Annotated in this window: 12 protein-coding genes and 1 other RNA gene; 3 read left to right on the top strand and 10 right to left on the bottom strand. The window is 56.9% G+C overall.

Annotated elements, in window-relative coordinates; translation table 11 throughout:
* Positions 1–469: 469 nt before the first annotated feature.
* Positions 470–835, bottom strand: a complete 366-nt coding sequence (locus tag OC445_RS02685) for a hypothetical protein (protein ID WP_262019926.1) — start codon at positions 833–835, stop codon at positions 470–472.
* A 142-nt stretch (positions 836–977) separates the two neighbouring features.
* On the opposite strand from OC445_RS02685, the gene OC445_RS02680 reads away from it, so the two are divergent.
* Together OC445_RS02680 and OC445_RS02675 are read left to right on the top strand one after the other, a co-directional pair.
* Complete coding sequence (locus OC445_RS02680) at positions 978–1,814, top strand: hypothetical protein (RefSeq protein ID WP_056784985.1); 837 nt, start codon at positions 978–980, stop codon at positions 1,812–1,814.
* Between the two features lie 167 nt (positions 1,815–1,981).
* Positions 1,982–2,596 carry a recombinase family protein gene (locus OC445_RS02675; protein WP_056784989.1) on the top strand — a complete coding sequence of 205 codons (615 nt, stop codon included), beginning with the start codon at positions 1,982–1,984 and terminating at the stop codon, positions 2,594–2,596.
* 3 nt (positions 2,597–2,599) lie between these two features.
* On the opposite strand, the gene OC445_RS02670 is transcribed toward OC445_RS02675, so the two are convergent.
* From OC445_RS02670 to OC445_RS02625, 9 genes are all read right to left on the bottom strand, one after another.
* Complete coding sequence (locus OC445_RS02670) at positions 2,600–3,604, bottom strand: hypothetical protein (protein ID WP_056784993.1); 1,005 nt, start codon at positions 3,602–3,604, stop codon at positions 2,600–2,602.
* A gap of 444 nt (positions 3,605–4,048) precedes the next feature.
* Complete coding sequence (locus OC445_RS02660) at positions 4,049–4,393, bottom strand: hypothetical protein (RefSeq protein WP_056784998.1); 345 nt, start codon at positions 4,391–4,393, stop codon at positions 4,049–4,051.
* Positions 4,394–5,518: 1,125 nt separating this feature from the next.
* On the bottom strand, positions 5,519–9,286 hold the full coding sequence (locus tag OC445_RS02655) for a hypothetical protein (protein WP_262019925.1): 3,768 nt from the start codon (positions 9,284–9,286) through the stop codon (positions 5,519–5,521).
* A gap of 277 nt (positions 9,287–9,563) precedes the next feature.
* A complete protein-coding gene (locus tag OC445_RS02650) occupies positions 9,564–11,069 on the bottom strand; it encodes a YfjI family protein (RefSeq protein WP_262019924.1) in 1,506 nt (501 codons plus the stop codon).
* On the bottom strand, positions 11,066–11,314 hold the full coding sequence (locus tag OC445_RS02645) for a helix-turn-helix transcriptional regulator (protein ID WP_056785009.1): 249 nt from the start codon (positions 11,312–11,314) through the stop codon (positions 11,066–11,068). The genes OC445_RS02650 and OC445_RS02645 overlap by 4 nt, the downstream gene beginning before the upstream one ends.
* A gap of 245 nt (positions 11,315–11,559) precedes the next feature.
* Positions 11,560–11,956: a transfer-messenger RNA gene (ssrA, locus tag OC445_RS02640) on the bottom strand.
* Between the two features lie 94 nt (positions 11,957–12,050).
* On the bottom strand, positions 12,051–12,329 hold the full coding sequence (locus OC445_RS02635; RefSeq protein WP_003194233.1) for a hypothetical protein: 279 nt from the start codon (positions 12,327–12,329) through the stop codon (positions 12,051–12,053).
* Between the two features lie 136 nt (positions 12,330–12,465).
* A complete protein-coding gene (locus OC445_RS02630) occupies positions 12,466–15,276 on the bottom strand; it encodes an FAD-binding and (Fe-S)-binding domain-containing protein (RefSeq protein ID WP_198790940.1) in 2,811 nt (936 codons plus the stop codon).
* Positions 15,277–15,346: 70 nt separating this feature from the next.
* Complete coding sequence (locus tag OC445_RS02625; protein ID WP_020301770.1) at positions 15,347–17,041, bottom strand: lactate permease LctP family transporter; 1,695 nt, start codon at positions 17,039–17,041, stop codon at positions 15,347–15,349.
* 251 nt (positions 17,042–17,292) lie between these two features.
* Between OC445_RS02625 and OC445_RS02620 the strand changes: the two genes are divergently transcribed.
* Positions 17,293–18,060, top strand: coding sequence for an FCD domain-containing protein (locus OC445_RS02620; RefSeq protein ID WP_014719963.1), 768 nt, complete (start codon positions 17,293–17,295; stop codon positions 18,058–18,060).
* Positions 18,061–18,065 lie beyond the last annotated feature (5 nt).

Here is an 18,065-nt window from a genome sequence, read left to right as displayed (position 1 = left end):
TCAACATCAATTAAAACTCGGCCATCTGGGGCCTTGATCCATATTTCTCCCAGCCGCCAAATCCCGTCGCGAAGCTTCGAGCGGATAGCGTCTTCGGAGTAGCCAGATTCACTGGCGAATTTCCTGACGGTCACGTAGCGCATGTGTCGTTATTCCTGGCTGACCAAGGTTTGTGACTGTACGCAGATCGCTGAATCTAGGCGTCGGGGCCGACGTGGCGGGAAAGCGCTGTAGTCCGACTTCTTGGAGGTGTACCGCTTGTGCATGCCCTGACTAAATTTGTTGTGGATCATTTCCGAGCCCCTTTGACTGTGTGGATACACCCTACGGGCAGCCGTCACGCGTGTGTTTCGCTTTCACGCAACAAAAGCGACGGAATTTGAAATCAGGATTTCCCAGCCAGGGAAAGTGGGGGAGCCTGCGCGGAGTGACGTGACGCGAGTCAGGTTGCAGGTTGTCCTTTAAACCCTCAGGTCTGCTGCAGCCTTTTTTGTTCGTATGCAATGCGGTTCATTACGCAAACTGGAATTGCGAACCCTTGGATATTTGTTTTGAGGGTTTCGCAACCGTCCTCCACGATTGCGCAGGGCACACCCCGACGGAAACGCATTCCCCTCCCGATGTAATTCCGCAGGATGATTTCCCAGGAATCGTCGTCGTAACAGAAGCCCGAGATCTCAGCCCAATTCGCCGTAACGCCGCTTCCGACAATGCCTGCAGCTGTCAGACAGAAAATTTCTACTTGGTTTTCCTGTGTCACAGGTACGGCGTAAATCCGGCCGTTCGGTGCTACTGGAGGGAAAGTCTGTCCCTTGCCTAAGTGGCGAAATTCCATGGTGATGCTCCGAATGCATGAGGTTGCATGACACGCTATGCCAAGGTCTGGAAATCCCAAGCCTACGGAGCTCATAGGGTTATGCCATTGGGTTTCCTGGACGCCCTCGTAAGATGCGGCAGTCAAAACAAGGAGTGACGCCATGGGTAACAAATCAACAACGATCCGAATCGGCTTGCTGGCCGCGACAGTAGCTCTTCTGGTTGGGTGTTCTGGCACCCAGGGGGCTAGGACTGTGCAGCTTCCTGAGCCGAAGGATGTACCGAGGGAAAAATGGTCGGATGCTATGCGTGTTCTGACCGCCATGGGGATTTCCGGGCAGCGTGACGTTCCTATCGAACTTGTGGGGGCAGTTGATGGGGCGACCCCAGCCGGCGGCTCTGGAGCAGTACTTGGGGATGCTGGATTAAGCGCGGTTAGCTTCGCGTCGCCACCTACGGGGCTGAGTGGTGGAGCAGCAGCGGGAGTTGGTTTGGGTTTAATGCTATTGGGCGGATCAAGCGATCCGGCGCGCGCAACTCAGATTGTCGCGTGGGTACCCGCTGACCAGGCAGGCTCGCCGGACGTGGCATCTGCTCTTGCATTGCGTAAGGTCGAAGACGCTCGTAAGAAGGTTTTTGCCAATGGCCTATCGAAGCTGCCAATGCAGACAGGTAAATATCCTGATGGTCATGCCCGCAGCTATGCATCCTTGGCAGATAGCTACGCAGAACGGCCGATTCCATACAGTGATAAGGTTTCTAAATCTCCAAGCTTTCTGAGGTCGCCACTCAGCTACGGGCCGATCTTCATCCGTGACAACCAGTTCACGCTTGATGCCTACAAGAACGACATGACGACTTCGGAAGCCATGCAGCTTGTTTCGCAACATCTGCCTGAGTGGATCTACATCTACCACCCTGGCCAGCGGCTGAGGAAAAACTCGACCCCTGCGGCAATCTTCAATCAGGGCAGGGCGCTCTACTTCGTAGGGAAATAATTCTGCTGGGCTGTATCGCCGTGGGGTTTCGAGAATCTGCGGCGATTTTTTGGGCATGCCTATCCAGATACAGGCTTATTTTGCCTTTCTCGCGCTTTTCGCTTGATAAGTAACACCCAAAGTGAAACATTATTAGTAGAACGCCCTAACTGATACAGGCACCCATCATGTTCATCCGCGCATACCTCCGAGCATCCACCGAAGAGCAGGACGCCGGCCGCGCCCGGGCATCGCTCGAGCAGTTCGCCAGCGACCATAACAAGGTCATCGCCAGCGTGTACCTGGAAAACGCCAGCGGCGCCACCGCCGACCGGCCGGAGCTGCTGCGCCTGCTCAAGGATGCCCGTAAGGGTGACGTGTTGCTGGTGGAGTCGATAGACCGCCTCTCCCGCCTCCCAGTAGAGGACTGGCAAAAGCTTAAGGCCGCTATCGACTCCAAGGGTCTGCGTATCGTTGCGCTCGACCTGCCGACCAGCCACCAGGGAATGCAGGACGCCAAAGGGGACGAGTTCACCGGGCGGATGCTGGGCGCCATCAATTCAATGCTGGTGGAGATGATGGCCGCCATCGCACGCAAGGATTACGAACAGCGCCGCGGCCGGCAGGCCCAGGGCATAGAGAAGGCCAAAGCCGCCGGCAAGTACCAGGGGCGGCCGGTGGACGCCGATCTGCACAGAAGGGTGAAGGAATTGCTGAACGCTGGGCTGGGCATCCGCGCGACAGCGCGTCACGCGGCCTGCTCCACTACAACGGTATTGCGAATCAAGTCAGCGGAGCAGTAATGACTATTTGTCAGATTTCATCCGATCAGTGACCTTTTTCAGATCAAATCCCCTGATGCGACTTTCTTCGAGCAGCTCGATGAACTGCTTGAGAAATTTCATTGAGTCAGCTTCCGACGGTTTTTTTGCCCCTTTTAAAACTACAGGCAGCATATCTTCCATCACTGAACGACCGTGCTCAGTAAACTGCTCTTCGGTCATCTCTTTTAAATGTCGGTCAGCCCTGTATCGAGCCTCCACAAAGTCCTGATTTGTCCTTGGCGGAGGGGGGGGCGGCTCGTCCCGTTCGAAGCTGAGATTGGCGATGTCAGATGTCGAGCCGTAGTTTTGACCTTGCGAGTGAGCCCACGAACACAAAAACTCGTCTATATCGCTTTCCACCTTATGGTGGCGATAAGCGTTGCAATCATTGCTGATTATGAATGCTGGTATCAATTTCCCCGCTTCTGCCTTCATCCGATAAGTCGTTTGGATCAATACGACAAAATCGATATGCGAAAATCGACTGGGATTGTTGTCGTTCCCACCTCGGAGCCAATAGTTGAATCTGTCTACAAGTTGAGACACAGGAATGCTATCGACGGTCTCATTCAAGACAAGCAGAATCCCGGGAGTCTCGGGATCAAGGCCTAAAAATTCCTTTGAGGATGCAATTTGCTTTTTCGCCTGGCGAAGCACCCCTTCCACCATGGTGGTGGCTTTGGAAAAAATCCTATTGAGGTGTGCTTGACCGTCAGGCATACCAGCAATTGCGGTGCTCAGGTCGTAGGTGCCGTAAATCAATGGGAATTCTTCTGAATCCATCACGGGCTTGGCGTGAGTGAATATTTTCTCCTTCGGATCAACCTCAAAGGTCTTGAGCTCAGTGACTGCTCTTCTATTGAAGAATAGATAGTCCGCCATTTTGACGTTCGGAGGTTGGTGTACGTGACCGTCTAACTGAGTCACATGATCTTGGGTTTCAAGAAACTTGATCATGCGCTGCTCGATCGTCAATCCTTTGTCCATGAGCTCTCTCCCGGTCAATTAGTTGCCAAGAGTCTATAGCACAGGGAAGCAGACGACGTAGAAGGAGAACATCGAAGGAGACAAATGCACCCGCTCTGCACCCATAGAGATTTGGCAAGAACGAATGAAAAGGCTGAAGGCCTTGAATTATATGGTGTCCCAGGGCAGGTTCGAACTGCAAACCTTCCCCCTTAGGAGGGGCAAAACTTCGGTGGCTACAAAAGGTCGGCCTGAAAAGGGGCTGCATCAGCGCGTTGGTGAGCTGCTCGGCGTTGGCCTGACAGCTCGCCATGCAGGGCGCAGTACCACCACAGGGCTTAAAATCCGCGATCAAATGACCAAGTAGCGACGCAGTTTTATGCGCTGTCGAGTAGCAGTGACACCCGTACGAATTCTACCCAGGCTGTATTCGCCGCCTGGGTAGCCAAGGGTGAACCGGCTCGTTTAACGGCCCAGGCGACGGCGCAGGGCTCGAATCATCCTGGCGCGCATGAAAACGGTTGCGACTGACACCGCAAGCGCTATACCGCCCGCCAGTTCGCCGAAACGGACGAACGCAACGATGTTCACCAGGGCGAGAACCATAAGGCCGTAGAACTCGGCATTGGCCTTGCCGGCAGCCAGGGCCTGATGTTCGGTGAGCATCCACTTCGGCGACAGGCAGAAGGGGCATACGGACGACTGCGGGTCATGGCCGCCCACGGGTACTCCGCTGATGTAGAACGGCGCGCTGGTGATCACCTTTGGAACCATCATCTTCTTGCAGCACTGGCACTCAACTTTGCTCATGGCGTGAACCTGCTGGACTTGGCACATGCCTGAACATTACCCGAGCGCTGGTGAATCCCAAGCCACCGCCATGCGGGCCTGCAGGTGCCTGCAAGGTCAGTCGGTGTGATGTTTTTTATCGAGATGATCCGCGATCTTGTAGCCAATCACCGCCGCCAATCCCAACGTGCCGATTACGCCAATGAGCGCGTAAACCAGTAGCTCAATCGCGTCCATGTCTTGCTCCTTCTGGGCTGAAAATTTGCACAGAATCCAGCTTCTCACCTGCAGTGCCAATCCCAAGGATTTCTTCCTCCTGAAATCCCTTTCCGCCGGCACTTGGCTGATTAAATTCCAGAGCAACCGGCGCACCGCTCATATTCGCTGCGCGACACGTGTTCAAAAAACATGCTCACACCACCTCTCTTGCTTATGGGAGTCTGAAGGTTCACCTCACATAGAGGGAATCTGCCGATTTTTGCCGAAGGGGTGTCGTGAAGGGGTGTTGCCGCTGTAACCCGCATGGCTAATGGGTTTCAGGCTATTCAGGGCGTCTTATACAGGTTAAGGGGTGTCGTAAAGGGGTGTTGTTGCCCAGGTAAGAGGTGTCGTGAAGAGGTGTTGCCGCTGTAACCCGCATGGTTGCTGGGTTGCAGGTTTTTCAGGGCGTCTTGTGCAGGTTAAGGGGTGTTGTAAAGGGTGTTGTCGCCCAGGTAAGGGGTGTCGTGAGGAAGTGTCGTCGCTACAGTCCCGGGACTACGGGGCTTTCACAGTTACAATGTGCCGTATGACAGCGGCGGATCGACGACGGATGACGACAGAGAGTCTGAAGGCAATCGTCAGGCGCGCACTGTGACAACAAATGGTCGATAAATGACGACGCTCTAGGCTGAGCGAAAGGTTGTGTGCACTGAATGTGCAGCAGATGACGACCTAGGACTGCATCCTTGAACGCCGTATGGGTCAATAGGTAGAGGCGGGCCAAGAGTGCTCACTTGACCAGCCTGCAGCCTTGGTTGCCCGAGGAGAACCGAGGTCGAGCACGTGGTGTCGTGCTATGTCCTCCCGCAAGTCATAGGCGATGAAGCAATCCGCCTCGACTGGGGCTGGATCCGTAACCAAGCCTGGCGGCGCGCATACCGCGAATCAATGACGCAGAGCGTCCTGCTTGGCCATCGTATCTGCGCGTTCAGCGTCTTTCAGCCATGCCTGAGCGATGGCCTCAAGCAGTGTGTTAGTACGTGCGAAATCCAACGAGGCATCAGCCCATTCTTGTGCTTGACGGGCCAAACTCCTCTCCTGATCACCGCCTTCCCCTATCGCTTTGCAAAACACACCTCGCATATTGAATCTTTCGATGCGAATCCCGAGTTCTACCTGAGAAGAAGCAAGCGTCTCGATGACATGTCTAACTGCTTCATGTGGCCATGCTCCATCCTTTGAGCTCAATGGTGCATGTGCCAAAACTTGGCCGATCAATTGATCAGTGATGTCCTGACGATTCTGCTCCGCTGCCAAGCGCTGGATCTCAAGACACCAGGCTAGTAGCACATCCTGGTCGACATCTTGATCAGACTGACCTGGCAAGGACTTTAAGCTTTTCAATAAGCGATAAGCATTAGTGGCCCGGCTTTTCTGCAATCCAGAAGGCTCCGCTGGTTTTTCGTCCTTGGCTCTAAACACTTGACACACCATTTCCATGAAGAAGCTGGGCTGTTCAAGCAGCATTTTATGCAAGGCTTTTGGATCGTTGCGTAGCATCGGGAGGTAGGTAAACTCAAGACTCGCAATTTGTTCCAGCGTGGTATCCGGTCGGTCTGCCAACTCACTAATGACTTTCTCAATGTCAAAGAAGTTGGTGGCCATACGATCGCCAGGCTGGGAGTTTTGCTCCTCAACGCCCTCGATTAGCAGCGCTACAACATCCTCTGTCGGAATCTCACCGAGTCTGCGGGATACGGCGCTCAAGCCGGCGACAGGACGCCCAACCTCTCGATACTTGCGGACTGCATGGAGCAGCTCATCGGTGCTTACTTCAAGCGGGTAGGGTGTTTTCAGAGACCAATAGGCTTTCGTTACCTCGTCTCCGAAGGACTCGATGTACAGCCATGTCTGCATATTCTCCGGGATACGTTCGATCATTCTCACTACACGATCAGAACCTAGGCCGACTCTCAGTACTGCCGAACGCGCCGCCTGCTTCCACTTATCTGAAAAGCGAGTGATTCCATCCGACATCACTGCTCCAGCAGCAAACTCTAGCTCCTGCACTGCGCTACTTAGCAGGCCAGTGAACAACGCGAGGCGCTCGTCGTAAGACATGTCAAGACGCAATGCGGAGTAAACCACGGAGTGCGGAATCTTGACGCGGCTCGTCATCTGCAAGATGCCCTGAACGCCCAGCGCCTCATACACCGCCTTCAGAGCCTGCAGACGGGCATCCTCCACAACCTTGGTTGGGTCAGCATCATCGTCATCAAGGCCGTCCACAGGCGGCATCCAATCGTCGAACAACCAAGTGTGGTTCTCTACTAATGCTTTAGGGGCATATCGGTCGACCAGGGCAGCCAAAAGCTCAATACGCTCATTCGGCATCGCCCAATCTGTGGTCGAATATTTCTGGTGATGCTTGACCTCCAGATTCAGGGCTTTCCAGATTTGGGTTCTGTCGTCAGTGTCGACGGCGCTTAGCACTTCACCGAGCCGTTCTACAGCAGACTCGAAAGGAGCGTCATGGAAGGTCTGCATTGAGTTAATCAAGGAAACCCAGCGCTCCGCAATCGAACCTGCTTCATCTATCGCCAGTGCGATGATCTTGGCTTCACTCTCCCAGACCAGACCATAAGTCAGGGTCTCAGCGTTATCCTGCTCGTATTCCCGAAACTTCGGTTTTTCGGTTGGAGAGCTGGTATCCCCTGAACGGGGGAGCAAGCTAGTGAGCAGCGGCCAAGCAATGCTCGGGACAGCCTTCACCGTTGACTGCAGAACGGCCAACCGACGCTTTGTTCCCACAGATGTACTTGGTACCCAAGAGAGGAAGATTGCGCGCAGACTGTTGATAGGACGGTTGCTCAATTTGCCGCCCGGGTCGATCGCGGCAAGCTTGGCAAGGCACAGCACGGCCCTCTGAAAATAAAAGGCATCCCACGCGATTACTTCCAGTGCCCACAACAAACCGCAGTGGTATGTCACTGGTGTGAGCATTCCGGGGTGCTCGTCGAAAATGTGCCGGATTGACGGCGAGTCGCCCTCAAGCTGGCGCTCGAGGGCTTCAAGAAAAGGGCCAGGAGATGCCTCAGCAAGCAGCGCAAGATTTTGGTTCAGGCTTGCCATCAGCGTATGGTTGGTCGACAGGCCGTGAATCGACCTAACCAAGCCATCTACAAAAGCTTGCGGATCACCCCCCGCTACCGTGAAGCCAGCATGCTTATGCAGTACTGCCATATGTAGCAGCGTGGTCATCAATCCGTTTCTGAGTTGTTCGCTGTGCGAGGTTTCCAGGTCGCGCTTGTTGCGCAATACGAATGGTTCGTCTGCAGTCGGAGGCTTATGCGAGGCCACAGCAGACTCGAAAACAGTGGTCAAAGCCGCTTTGAATAGGTCAAGGTGCTTGCGTCCGACCCGAGGAGCAAGGTGCAAGAACGCATCTACTGGGGCTTTTGTCGCCCACAAATTCTCAATGCGTTCGATGGGCGAATCCTGCATGACCAAGAATCTGAGCAGCTCATCCTCGGTTTCGTCATAAGGTTTCTGGCTGAGCGAGCTGAGAACTTGTTGATCATGTTCGATATCACAGACCCATGCTCCTGCAAGCATTGCTGGTATTAATGCATCAGCCTCGCCGATCCATGTTGGCAACTCAGCGGTACCGCTAGGCTTCTGTCGAGCCAGGACCGCCAGGCTCCGACCACATTTGCGGGCAGTTTCATACCCTTCGCTTTCAGACATCCCCATGCCGGTGAACGCTTTACCAAGTTGGGCGCTGGTCGGTCGGGTCAGCTCGACATGATCGCTCTTTTTGTCATCCGCCCCGGCACTTATCACTGTAGGGCCAGAAGTCTTGAGGAGTCCAACGCAGCTGCGCGCACCGTTTCTGGGAAGATAGATAAGGTTGCACGTGTTGACTAAGTGCCTAGCTGCATCCTCTGTCTCAACAACCAAGGTGCGAGCTTCGAGCGGTTTGCGCACAGTTTCGGGCGCCTTGCGAATAGCGGCGACTGCAAAGGCGATGACTTCATCGGTAGTGTCCGCAGCAAACGCCAAGCGTCCACTTCCCTGGGCCAGGTTTCGCAGCAGATCTTCAGCCTGGGATTCACGCCCTGCGAGCAGAACGTCTTCCGACAGTGCAGGATCAAAACGGTTGGAAAAGGACTGCCAGAACTCTTCCGTGCTCAGCACACCTTGTTGTGGTGCGCTCCTGAACTGGTAACGGGCCCATCGGGATGCTACAGCCGGACTTTGCCCAAGCCAATCCTCCAGCAACGGGCCATCAAGGTAGACGACACGCTTCCAATCCCCTTGGTTGTTCTTTTCATCAAGCCAGTCCTCAACCTTTACCTTGGGCGTGTCCCACGTCCTTGGCGATACGATGACCAGGGTGTGCTGAGCACGGGTTTCTGCATCCACCTCGTCTGTGCGCTTGTTATAGTCACCTTGTGCCTTAGTTTTGCCTGCGCCATTAGTCCCGAATTCCCAAATCGACTTTCCGTCGGGCACGAATGGAGAGGTTGAATCGACATCAAGGTAGCCATCAAACCCTCGGATTTGCCCCATGTCACCCTGCAGAAATCGAAGCCGCTTGACCCTCACGGTTGTGGCCCAGATCAGGTCAGCCACCAGTTCGGGCATTTTATCCTTGGCTTGGAGGGTGTCGGCCCACTGCCCTAATTCAAGCGCGCTGATCCATTTCAACATATCTCTCCTTTCACATGGTGCAGCGGTGGTGGCCGAAATAGCGCGGCTCCTTAGCAGAAGCGCACTCTACCGCACGTCAGAATAAAACTGCCAGGTATGCAGCGGATACAGGAAGACCTTGTGCCGAGCTCCCGAGCATCTAAAAAGAGTTATCTCCACTGAGCGAAGAAAACTCCTCCCAGCCAGGGTAAGGCTACCTACAAAACCTGCAGAACTAGGTTTCGTAGGTTTTGTAGGTCGCCCCGCCGGCCTTTTTAGTAAACAAGCTGGGTCGGAGCTACGTTTTTCGCCAGACATAGCGTGTCGATGGACGGCCACCTTTTTCTCCGGCCACCTCGTAGCCAACGATGAAGTCGTGTTCAGCCAGAACTGCGAGCGCATTATTTACGGCATCCTGCGAACCCAATCCCGTCCAATCCTTCTGGCGCACTTCCCGTGCGGTAAACGGCTCGGGCAATTTCTGCTGACGTTCTAGGAGCAACCGTGCCCCGAGAAGTGGGGCGTTGATTGCCGCGCCGTACAGCCGCTGGGCATGGCTCATCAGGTAGTTTGCCCATTCAATGGCGCGGTCAGTGGACTCCGGGCCCACAGCTTCCCGCCCACCTTCAATCAGCTCAAATAGCAGAGCCAAGCCCGCAATGGTTTTCGGCATTTTCAGATAATGGGATTGCAATGCCGGGTGAAGATGTTCGTTCCGGCTTTGTTGCATGTGACCGGTATACCAAACGTTAAATTTTCCCTGTGCTTCTGGGCTGAACCTGAGTGCAGTACTAGGCTCGGGGGGCAGCCGATCGAGGTGGTCAATAAGCTGTTCCACGCGCTCAGCGGCGGCTGTATCCGGCCAGCGGTCGACCAGACGCCATTCGCGCACGTCGTCGGGGTATACGGCCAGTTGCAGGCGCTGAGTCAGGCCGTCATCCAGTTCGCCGCTGACGGCAGCGTTTACAAGAGATGCGATTCGTGAGGGTTGAATACCGCCGATTAACGACAAGCAACATGACTCGATGAAAATGGTGCCTCGGCCGATACGGTCATAGGTGAATGAGCCGTTGCCATCGAAACACTCCAGATAGAAGGCTCTCGCAACTGAGCCGTCTTCGCTCTGCATCGTTGCCAGCCAGCCCCCCAGCTCGTCACGCTCAAGTACTAGGCCGTTTGGATTCTCGTTGAGCAACTCGCCGAGTTTTTCGACCGTTGAGTCGTTGACGATGTAGCGACGCTGGATTGGAGCCTGGTTCTCGCTCGAGAGTCTATTCAGTTCTGCTAAAGCGGCGTCCTCGTCACCACCACCGAGAAGTTTTTTGGCTTTGGCCTTGGCTGCGTTGCGCTTCATGTCGAGCAGCTCGCTGCTGGCCTTGTGCTCGGCTTGAGCCTGGCCATAGCGCTCACGCTCTCTGGACTCTAAGTTGCGCAATGGAAGCATTGCCTGTTTGAGGGCTGGCGTTTTCATCGCAGACGGCCGCCCGATGATGACTCCCCACTGGTTGGGAACGACCATCCAGTCATCGTGTTGTTTCGGGTGGATGGTGAATTTGCGCCCGACTACAGTGCTGACAGCCACTACAAGCGCGACTCCAACAAAATCAGGCGGGCACTGGGTGCGCTCAGCGATATCCCGCACGTATTCCTGAAGAGCAGTAGGCAGCAGTTCGTCATGCCAGGGCATGACCCTGGCCACCCCACTCGGGAGTGGTTTTGGCAAGATGCCTGGGTTCAGGTATGAGGCAAGTGCCCGCTCGGGCATCTCTGCCAAGAACGACGGTATCTGCTCGTGCGTGCTCATTGGTCCTCTCTCTCAGCGAGATCCAGAGAGGCTCCATCACGCTCGCTGATCTTTCTCTCCAACCAGGCCTCTACCTCTGCGACGACGAAGTAAACGCCAGCCTGTTTGCTCGGTCCAAATTTGATGGGGCGCGGGAAGCTGGGATCGGTTTCGCGCAGCTTTTCAAGGCCCGAGCGGCTCTTATCAAAGCAGTGCTGCAGAGAGATGTGGCTGATCAGGTACTTCTTGGGGGCATGTGTCGGCATTTGTGGGTCTCTGTGTGTAAGCCGACATAGATTTAATACCCCTGACAGACCGCTGTGGGGCGATTTCAAACCGGAAAAGCGTCGGAAAGCGCTTTGCCTGATGTGAGGTAAAGATGGCAGTCGCGGATGGGCTTCGCGGGAAGGAAGGTTGTCATAAAGCTGGCATTACCCAGCCAAAACGGCCCTGAGAGACACAAAAAAGGCACTGTAGCTATTCGCTAAGTGCCTGATTTATAAAGCTAAATTGGTGGAGCCGGGGGGATTTGAACCCCCGTCCGCCAGTACTCCGCTGTCGGTACTACATGCGTAGCCGTTTCTATTAAGTTAACCCTCAGCGACCCGAAGGGCAGGGTGCTTTGGGCGAGTTGTGTAAGTTTTAGCCGCTTCGTCCACAACGTACTGCACGGCGATTCTGTTCTATATGACAATCACTTTGGGTTTACAGACATCCCCTGGTGATTGCTGGACCCGAAGGTACCAGAAGCTCAGGGCTAAGGCTGCTTACGCAGCGAGAGCGAATTCCTGGCCGTAGTTTTCGTCATTGGCAACTATAAGAAGTTGCAACAGTGGATTTACGAGTTCTGTTACCAACTCGGCATGCACCTAAAGTTTCGCGACCGGCGTCGAATCCTAAACGGCCCCGTGCTTGTAACTCGTTGTTTCTTAGTGAGTGACAAGCCTGTGCAGTGTACGCCAAAACGTCAGCGAAGGCCAACCCGAAGGTTGGCCCTCTCGCTTACTGGCCGCCTTTCTCGCTGTTCTGCAGGTCTTGCAGGGCCTTGGAGGTGATTTCGATGCACTTCTTCTCGTCACCTGCGGCGTGGGCGGCCTTGGCCTGGGAGACGGCGGTGTCTATTTCGCCACTTTTACCGCTGGTGTCGGTGGCGAGCAGGGCTTTGCCGTTGTTGATTTTGTCCAGGTTGATCTGGCACAGGTCTTTGTCACTGGCGGCGAAAGCAGGGGAGGCGAGCATCGCAGCGGTCATGAACAAGCCAGCAAGAGCGGAACGCTTCATAGGGTGTCTCCTTGCGCAAAAGGGCTCGACGCTGCTGGCGTGCAACCGCTGCCAGCGACATCACTGATGGGCCTCGTTTGTCGAGGCCTATGCAGATGACTGCGCGGGTGCGCGAGGGTTCGGTTTTTTTGCCGGGTCAGTGGGCGCGGGCGCGGGTGACGCGGTCTACCAGGTAGACCAGGCCGTGGTAGTCGATGCCGCCATGCTGGCTCAGGCCGATCTCGCAGGTGCGGCTGGTGGAGATGCCTTCGCTGCAATATTGCACGGCGTCCTTGAGTGAGCGCAGGGAGTGGGCGTTGAGTTCCGGGGTGGTGAAGCCTTTGTCGCCGGCAAAGCCGCAGCAATGAATGCCTTCGGGGATCACCACGGTTTTTGCGCAGCGTCTCGCCAGTTCGATCAGTGCCTGGCTCTCGCCCAGATGCTGGGTGCTGCAGGTGACGTGCACGGCGATGGGCGCTTCCTGGGGTGTGAAGTCGAGGAGGTCCATCAGGTGGGTGCGGATAAAGCGCACGGGGTCGTAGAGGTCCAGGCGCGTTTCTCCCAATTCTTGCACCAGGCGCAAGGTGCAGGGGCTGGTGTCGCAGTAGATCGGGTCGAGGCCGCCGCGGCTGGCGTGGAGCAGGGCGCCGATCAGTTCCTGGCGTTTGTGTTCAGCCTGCTCGGCGTAGCCTTTGGATGCGAAGGGTTGGCCGCAGCAGAGGCTGTCCTGATTGTCGGGGAAGACCACTTGGTAGCCGGCTTTTTCCAGCAACTGGCGGGTTTTGTCGTACAGCGACATTTGCTCTTTATCACCGGCTGCAGGGCCCATGGCGCGGGAGACACAGGCGGCCAGGTAAACCACGCGCGGGCGCGTGTCCGTCACCGCGGGGCTGAAGCGGATGGCTTTTTCGGGCTGTGGCATTGCGTTGGTCCACTGCGGTATTTGCCCTTTGGACAGCTTGGTCAGTGTGCTCGAGAGCTTGGCCAGCCGTGGAGCCCCCAGCAGCATGCGCGCACCGTTGGCGACGTGCAGGGTGAAGCGCGCACCTTGCAGCGCGGTGGCGAAATGGCTGGCGAGCCAATCGGCGGTTTTCGTACGGTTGGCCTCGCGGCTGCGCAGTTTTTTTACCAGGTCGCCGGTATTGATGCCTACAGGGCAGCGTTGCGCGCATAACCCGGTGGCGGCGCAGGTGTCGATGCCCTGGTAGTGGTAGGCCGCTTCCAGTTCGGTGGTGTCCACGCCTGCGCGTTTTTTCGCCTGGATGTCGCGCCAGATCACGATGCGCTGGCGCGGGCTCAGGGTCAGGCCTTTTGAAGGGCACACCGGTTCGCAGAACCCGCACTCGATGCACTTATCCACAAGCTCATCGGCGGCGGGCAACGGCTTGAGGTGCTTGAGGTGGATCTGCGGGTCTTCGCTGAGCACCACATCCGGGTTGAGGATGCCGTTAGGGTCGAGCAGGCGCTTGAGCTGCCACATCAGTTGATACGCGTCGCTGCCCCATTCCAGTTCGACGAAAGGGGCCATATTGCGGCCGGTGCCGTGTTCAGCCTTCAGCGAGCCACCGAACTCCACGGCCACCAGTTGCGCGACGTCGTCCATGAATGCTTGATAGCGTGCGACTTCTTCGCTGCTGTTGAAGCCTTGAGTGAACACAAAGTGCAGATTGCCTTCCAGGGCATGTCCGAAAAGGATGGCTTCGTCGTAGTGATGTTTGTCGAACAGTGCGATCAAGCGGTTCACGCCAATCGCCAGTTGTTCTACCGGGAAGGTCACGTCTTCGATGATCACGGTGGTGCCGGTTTGGCGCACGGCACCTACGGCCGGGAAGGTGTCTTTGCGGATCGCCCACAGGCGGGCGTTTTCCAATGGGTCTTCGGTGAAGTCGACTTGTTGCTCCACGGGAAACGCCGCCAGGGACGCCATGATGCGCGTCAGTTGTTCGTGCAGCAGCGATGGCGAAGCGGCGCGGGATTCGATCAGCAGTGCGCAGGCGTTTTCCGATAGGTGCTGTACGAAAGCAGGCATGCCCGGTTTGTCCTGCACCGAGCGCATGCTGCGTCGGTCCAGCAGTTCAACGGCGGAGACTGGCTGGGTTTTCAGCACGGTGACGGCGTTGCAGCAGGTTTCGACATCCGGGAAGACGATCAGCGCCGAGGCTTTGTTGGGGTGATCGATCACGGTGTCGTAGGTGACCGCACTGATAAACCCCAGGGTGCCTTCGGAGCCGACCAGCAGGTGGCTGAGGATATCCAGCGGGTCATCGAAATCCACCAAGGCATTGAGTGACAGGCCGGTGGTGTTTTTCAGTCGGTATTTGTGGCGGATCTTTGCCGCCAGCTCAGTATTTGCCCGTGTTTCGCGACCCAACAGGGCCAGGCGTTCAAGCAGTGCGCTATGTGACTGGCGGAAGGCTTGCACGCTGGCGGCATCTTCGGTGTCCAGGCGGCTGCCATCGGCCAGCACCAGGCGGATGCCCGCCAGGGTGTGGTAGGTGTTTTGCGCCGTGCCGCAGCACATGCCACTGGCGTTGTTGGCGACGATACCGCCGATCTTGCAAGCATTGATGGACGCTGGGTCCGGCCCGATCTTGCGCCCGAACGGTGCGAGCCAGGCGTTGGCCTGGGCGCCGATCACACCCGGTTGCAGGCGGATCTGGGTGCCTTGCCCGCGAATTTCGCGGTGATTCCAGTTATCACCCAGCACGATCAGCACCGAGTCGCTGATGGCCTGGCCCGAGAGGCTGGTGCCTGCGGCACGGAAGGTCACCGGTACGCGGTCGCGCTGGGCCAGTTGCAGCAGTGTTACCACTTCGTCTTCTGACTCCACACGGATCACCAGCTGTGGGATCAGTCGGTAGAAGCTGGCGTCGGTGCCGAAGGCGAGGGTGGAAAGTGGATCGTCGAAGCGGCGATCTTGCGGGATCAGTTGTGCGACGTCGCTCAGGAAAGCAGCAGGCAGGCTCATCGGTCCTCCAGAAATAGCAGACGCCGGAAGGATGCCCCGGCGTCGATTCTTACCCTATTACGTGCAGGTCTCAGTGCACCAGCATACCGGTGAACCAGTACGCCTGCGCCAAGGTGATCAGCCCGACGATGGTGGCAAAAAACAGGCTGTGCTTGAGGGTAAAGCGGAACAGGTCGGATTCCTTGCCCACCAGGCCGGTGGCGGCGCAGGCCACGGCGATTGATTGCGGCGAGATCATTTTGCCGGTCACGCCACCGCTGGTGTTCGCGGCTACCAGCAGGGTGTCGTTGACGCCGATCTGGTGCGCGGTAGTGGCTTGCAGTGAGCTGAACAGGGCGTTGGATGAGGTATCGGAGCCTGTCAGGAAAACTCCCAGCCAGCCAAGGAATGGAGAGAAGAATGGGAAGGCAGCACCGGTGCCGGCCAGAACCAGGGCCATGGTCGAGGACATGCCGGAGTAGTTGGTGACGAAGGCGAATGCCAGCACCATGCCGATGGACAGGATCGGCCAGCGCAGCTCAAAGAAGGTCTCTTTTAAAGTGGTAAGACCAGTTTTGACGTCGATTTTCAACACCAGCATGGAGACCAGTGCCGAGAAGAAGATTGCAGTACCGGTGGCCGAAATCGGGTCCAGCTTGAAAACGGCCGGGATCGCGGTGGGGTTGGTCACGATGGGCGCGACTTTAACCACCAGTTGATCCAGGTGCGGGATCGCGAAATTGAACACCCAGCCGTACATCGAACCGCCCGCGGCGAACAGGGCTTTGAAGGGTTTGAGGGTCCAGATAGTCACCAGTACGGTGAGGATCAGGAACGGCGACCACGCCTTGAAAATTTGCCCCAGGCTGTAGGGCGAAACCACGGTGTTGCGCGGCAAGCCGAAGCCGCCGGCGCTGGAAGTGACCGCTACGCTGGAGGTGGCGCCGGCAATTTGTGCGCCTGCGGTGCGCTTGGGTTGCCAGACTTTCAGGAACAGCGTCAGGGCAATCAGGCTGGCGAGTGCCGAGGTAATGTCCGGCAGTTCCGGGCCAATGAAGTTCGAGGTGAAATATTGGGTGACGGCAAAGCTCAAGCCCGCCACCAAGGCTGCCGGCCAGGTTTCGCGAACGCCGCGCAGGCCGTCCATCATGAACACCAGCCAGAACGGCACGAAGAGCGACAGCAGCGGCAGTTGGCGGCCGGTCATGGCGCCAATCTTGAACGCGTCAATACCGGTGACCTGGCCGGCGACGATGATCGGAATGCCCAATGCGCCGAAGGCCACAGGCGCGGTATTGGCGATCAGGCACAGGCCTGCGGCGTACAGCGGGTTGAAACCCAGGCCTACCAGCAGCGCGGCGGTGATCGCCACGGGCGCGCCGAAACCGGCCGCACCTTCGAGGAAGGCGCCAAAGCAAAAACCGATCAACAACACCTGCAAGCGCTGGTCGTCGGTGATCGACAGAACGGAGCTGCGGATGATTTCGAACTGGCCGCTCTTGACCGTCAATTTGTACAGGAATACTGCAGCGACGATGATCCAGGCGATGGGCCACAGGCCGTAGGCAAAACCATAACCGGCCGCAGCCAGCGCCATGTCTACCGGCATCTGGAAGGCGAAAATGGCGACCAGGATCGACAGGGCCAGGGTGATGCTGCCGGCCACGTGGCCTTTGAGGCGGAACACGGCCAGCGCCAGGAAGAAGAATACGATGGGAATGACGGCGGCCAGTGCGGATAGGCCGAGGCTGCCGAGTGGGCTGTAAAGCTGTTGCCAGGTTTGCATATGGGGTGGCCCCTGATTGTTGTTGTTTGGTGAGCTTGGGTAATTGGTAATACCAATTTACAATCGCTGTGGGCTAGATTAAGAGCCTGGGCAGGGGTGTGTCAATTTGCCGCCTGCGAAACTTTGGTCGTAGGTCGGGAGGCGGAGTGTTCTGATCGGCGAAATTGAAGGCGTTCTGATAGGTGCTGCCGGCACGTCGATAGGCCAGAATAGGGGCCCCGGCGAGTGGTCGGGATGGTGGAGAGTGAGTTATGGGGTTTGATCAGGTGCGTCAGCGCCGTTTGTCTGACGATATTGTCGAGCAGCTTGAGGGGATGATTCTCGAGGGCACGCTGAAGTCGGGCGAGCGCTTGCCGGCCGAGCGCGCGTTGGCTGAGCGCTTTGGTGTGTCGCGCCCTTCGTTGCGTGAGGCGATTCAGAAGCTGGCGGCCAAGGGGTTGCTGGTCAGTCGCCAGGGCGGTGGCAACTATGTGGTGGACTCCCTGGGTTCGACCTTCAGCGATCCGCTGCTGCACTTGTTGGAAAGCAATCCCGAAGCGCAGCGCGATCTGCTGGAGTTTCGCCAGACCCTTGAGGCTTCGTGTGCTTATTACGCGGCGTTACGCGCCACGGAGGTTGACCGTGAACGGCTGACCGCAGCGTTTGAAGCGTTGCAGGATTGCTATGCGCGCGCCGACGAGGTGAGCCGAGTGGAGGAGGGGGCTGCGGATGCAAGGTTTCACTTGGCGATTGCCGAGGCCAGTCATAACGCCGTGTTGCTGCACACCATTCGCGGGCTGTTCGACCTGCTCAAGCGTAACGTGGTGACGAATATTGGTGGCATGTACCAGCAGCGTACCGAGACCCGCGACATGCTGATCAATCAGCATCGGGACTTGTACCTGGCCATCATCGAGGGTCGGGCCGAGCAGGCGCGTGAAGTCTCGACACGGCATCTGCTGTATGTGCAGGAGGTGTTGGAGGAGGTGCGTCAGGAGGTTCAGCGTGTGGCTCGGGCGGAGCGACGCAAAGGGATGTAGCCCGC

The organism is Pseudomonas sp. Pse35 (assembly GCF_024519715.1).
In the GTDB taxonomy this organism is placed as follows: Bacteria; Pseudomonadota; Gammaproteobacteria; order Pseudomonadales; family Pseudomonadaceae; genus Aquipseudomonas; species Aquipseudomonas paracarnis.
The sequence above is the reverse complement of the archived record's forward strand: the minus strand, read 5'-3'. Positions and strand labels throughout refer to the sequence as shown.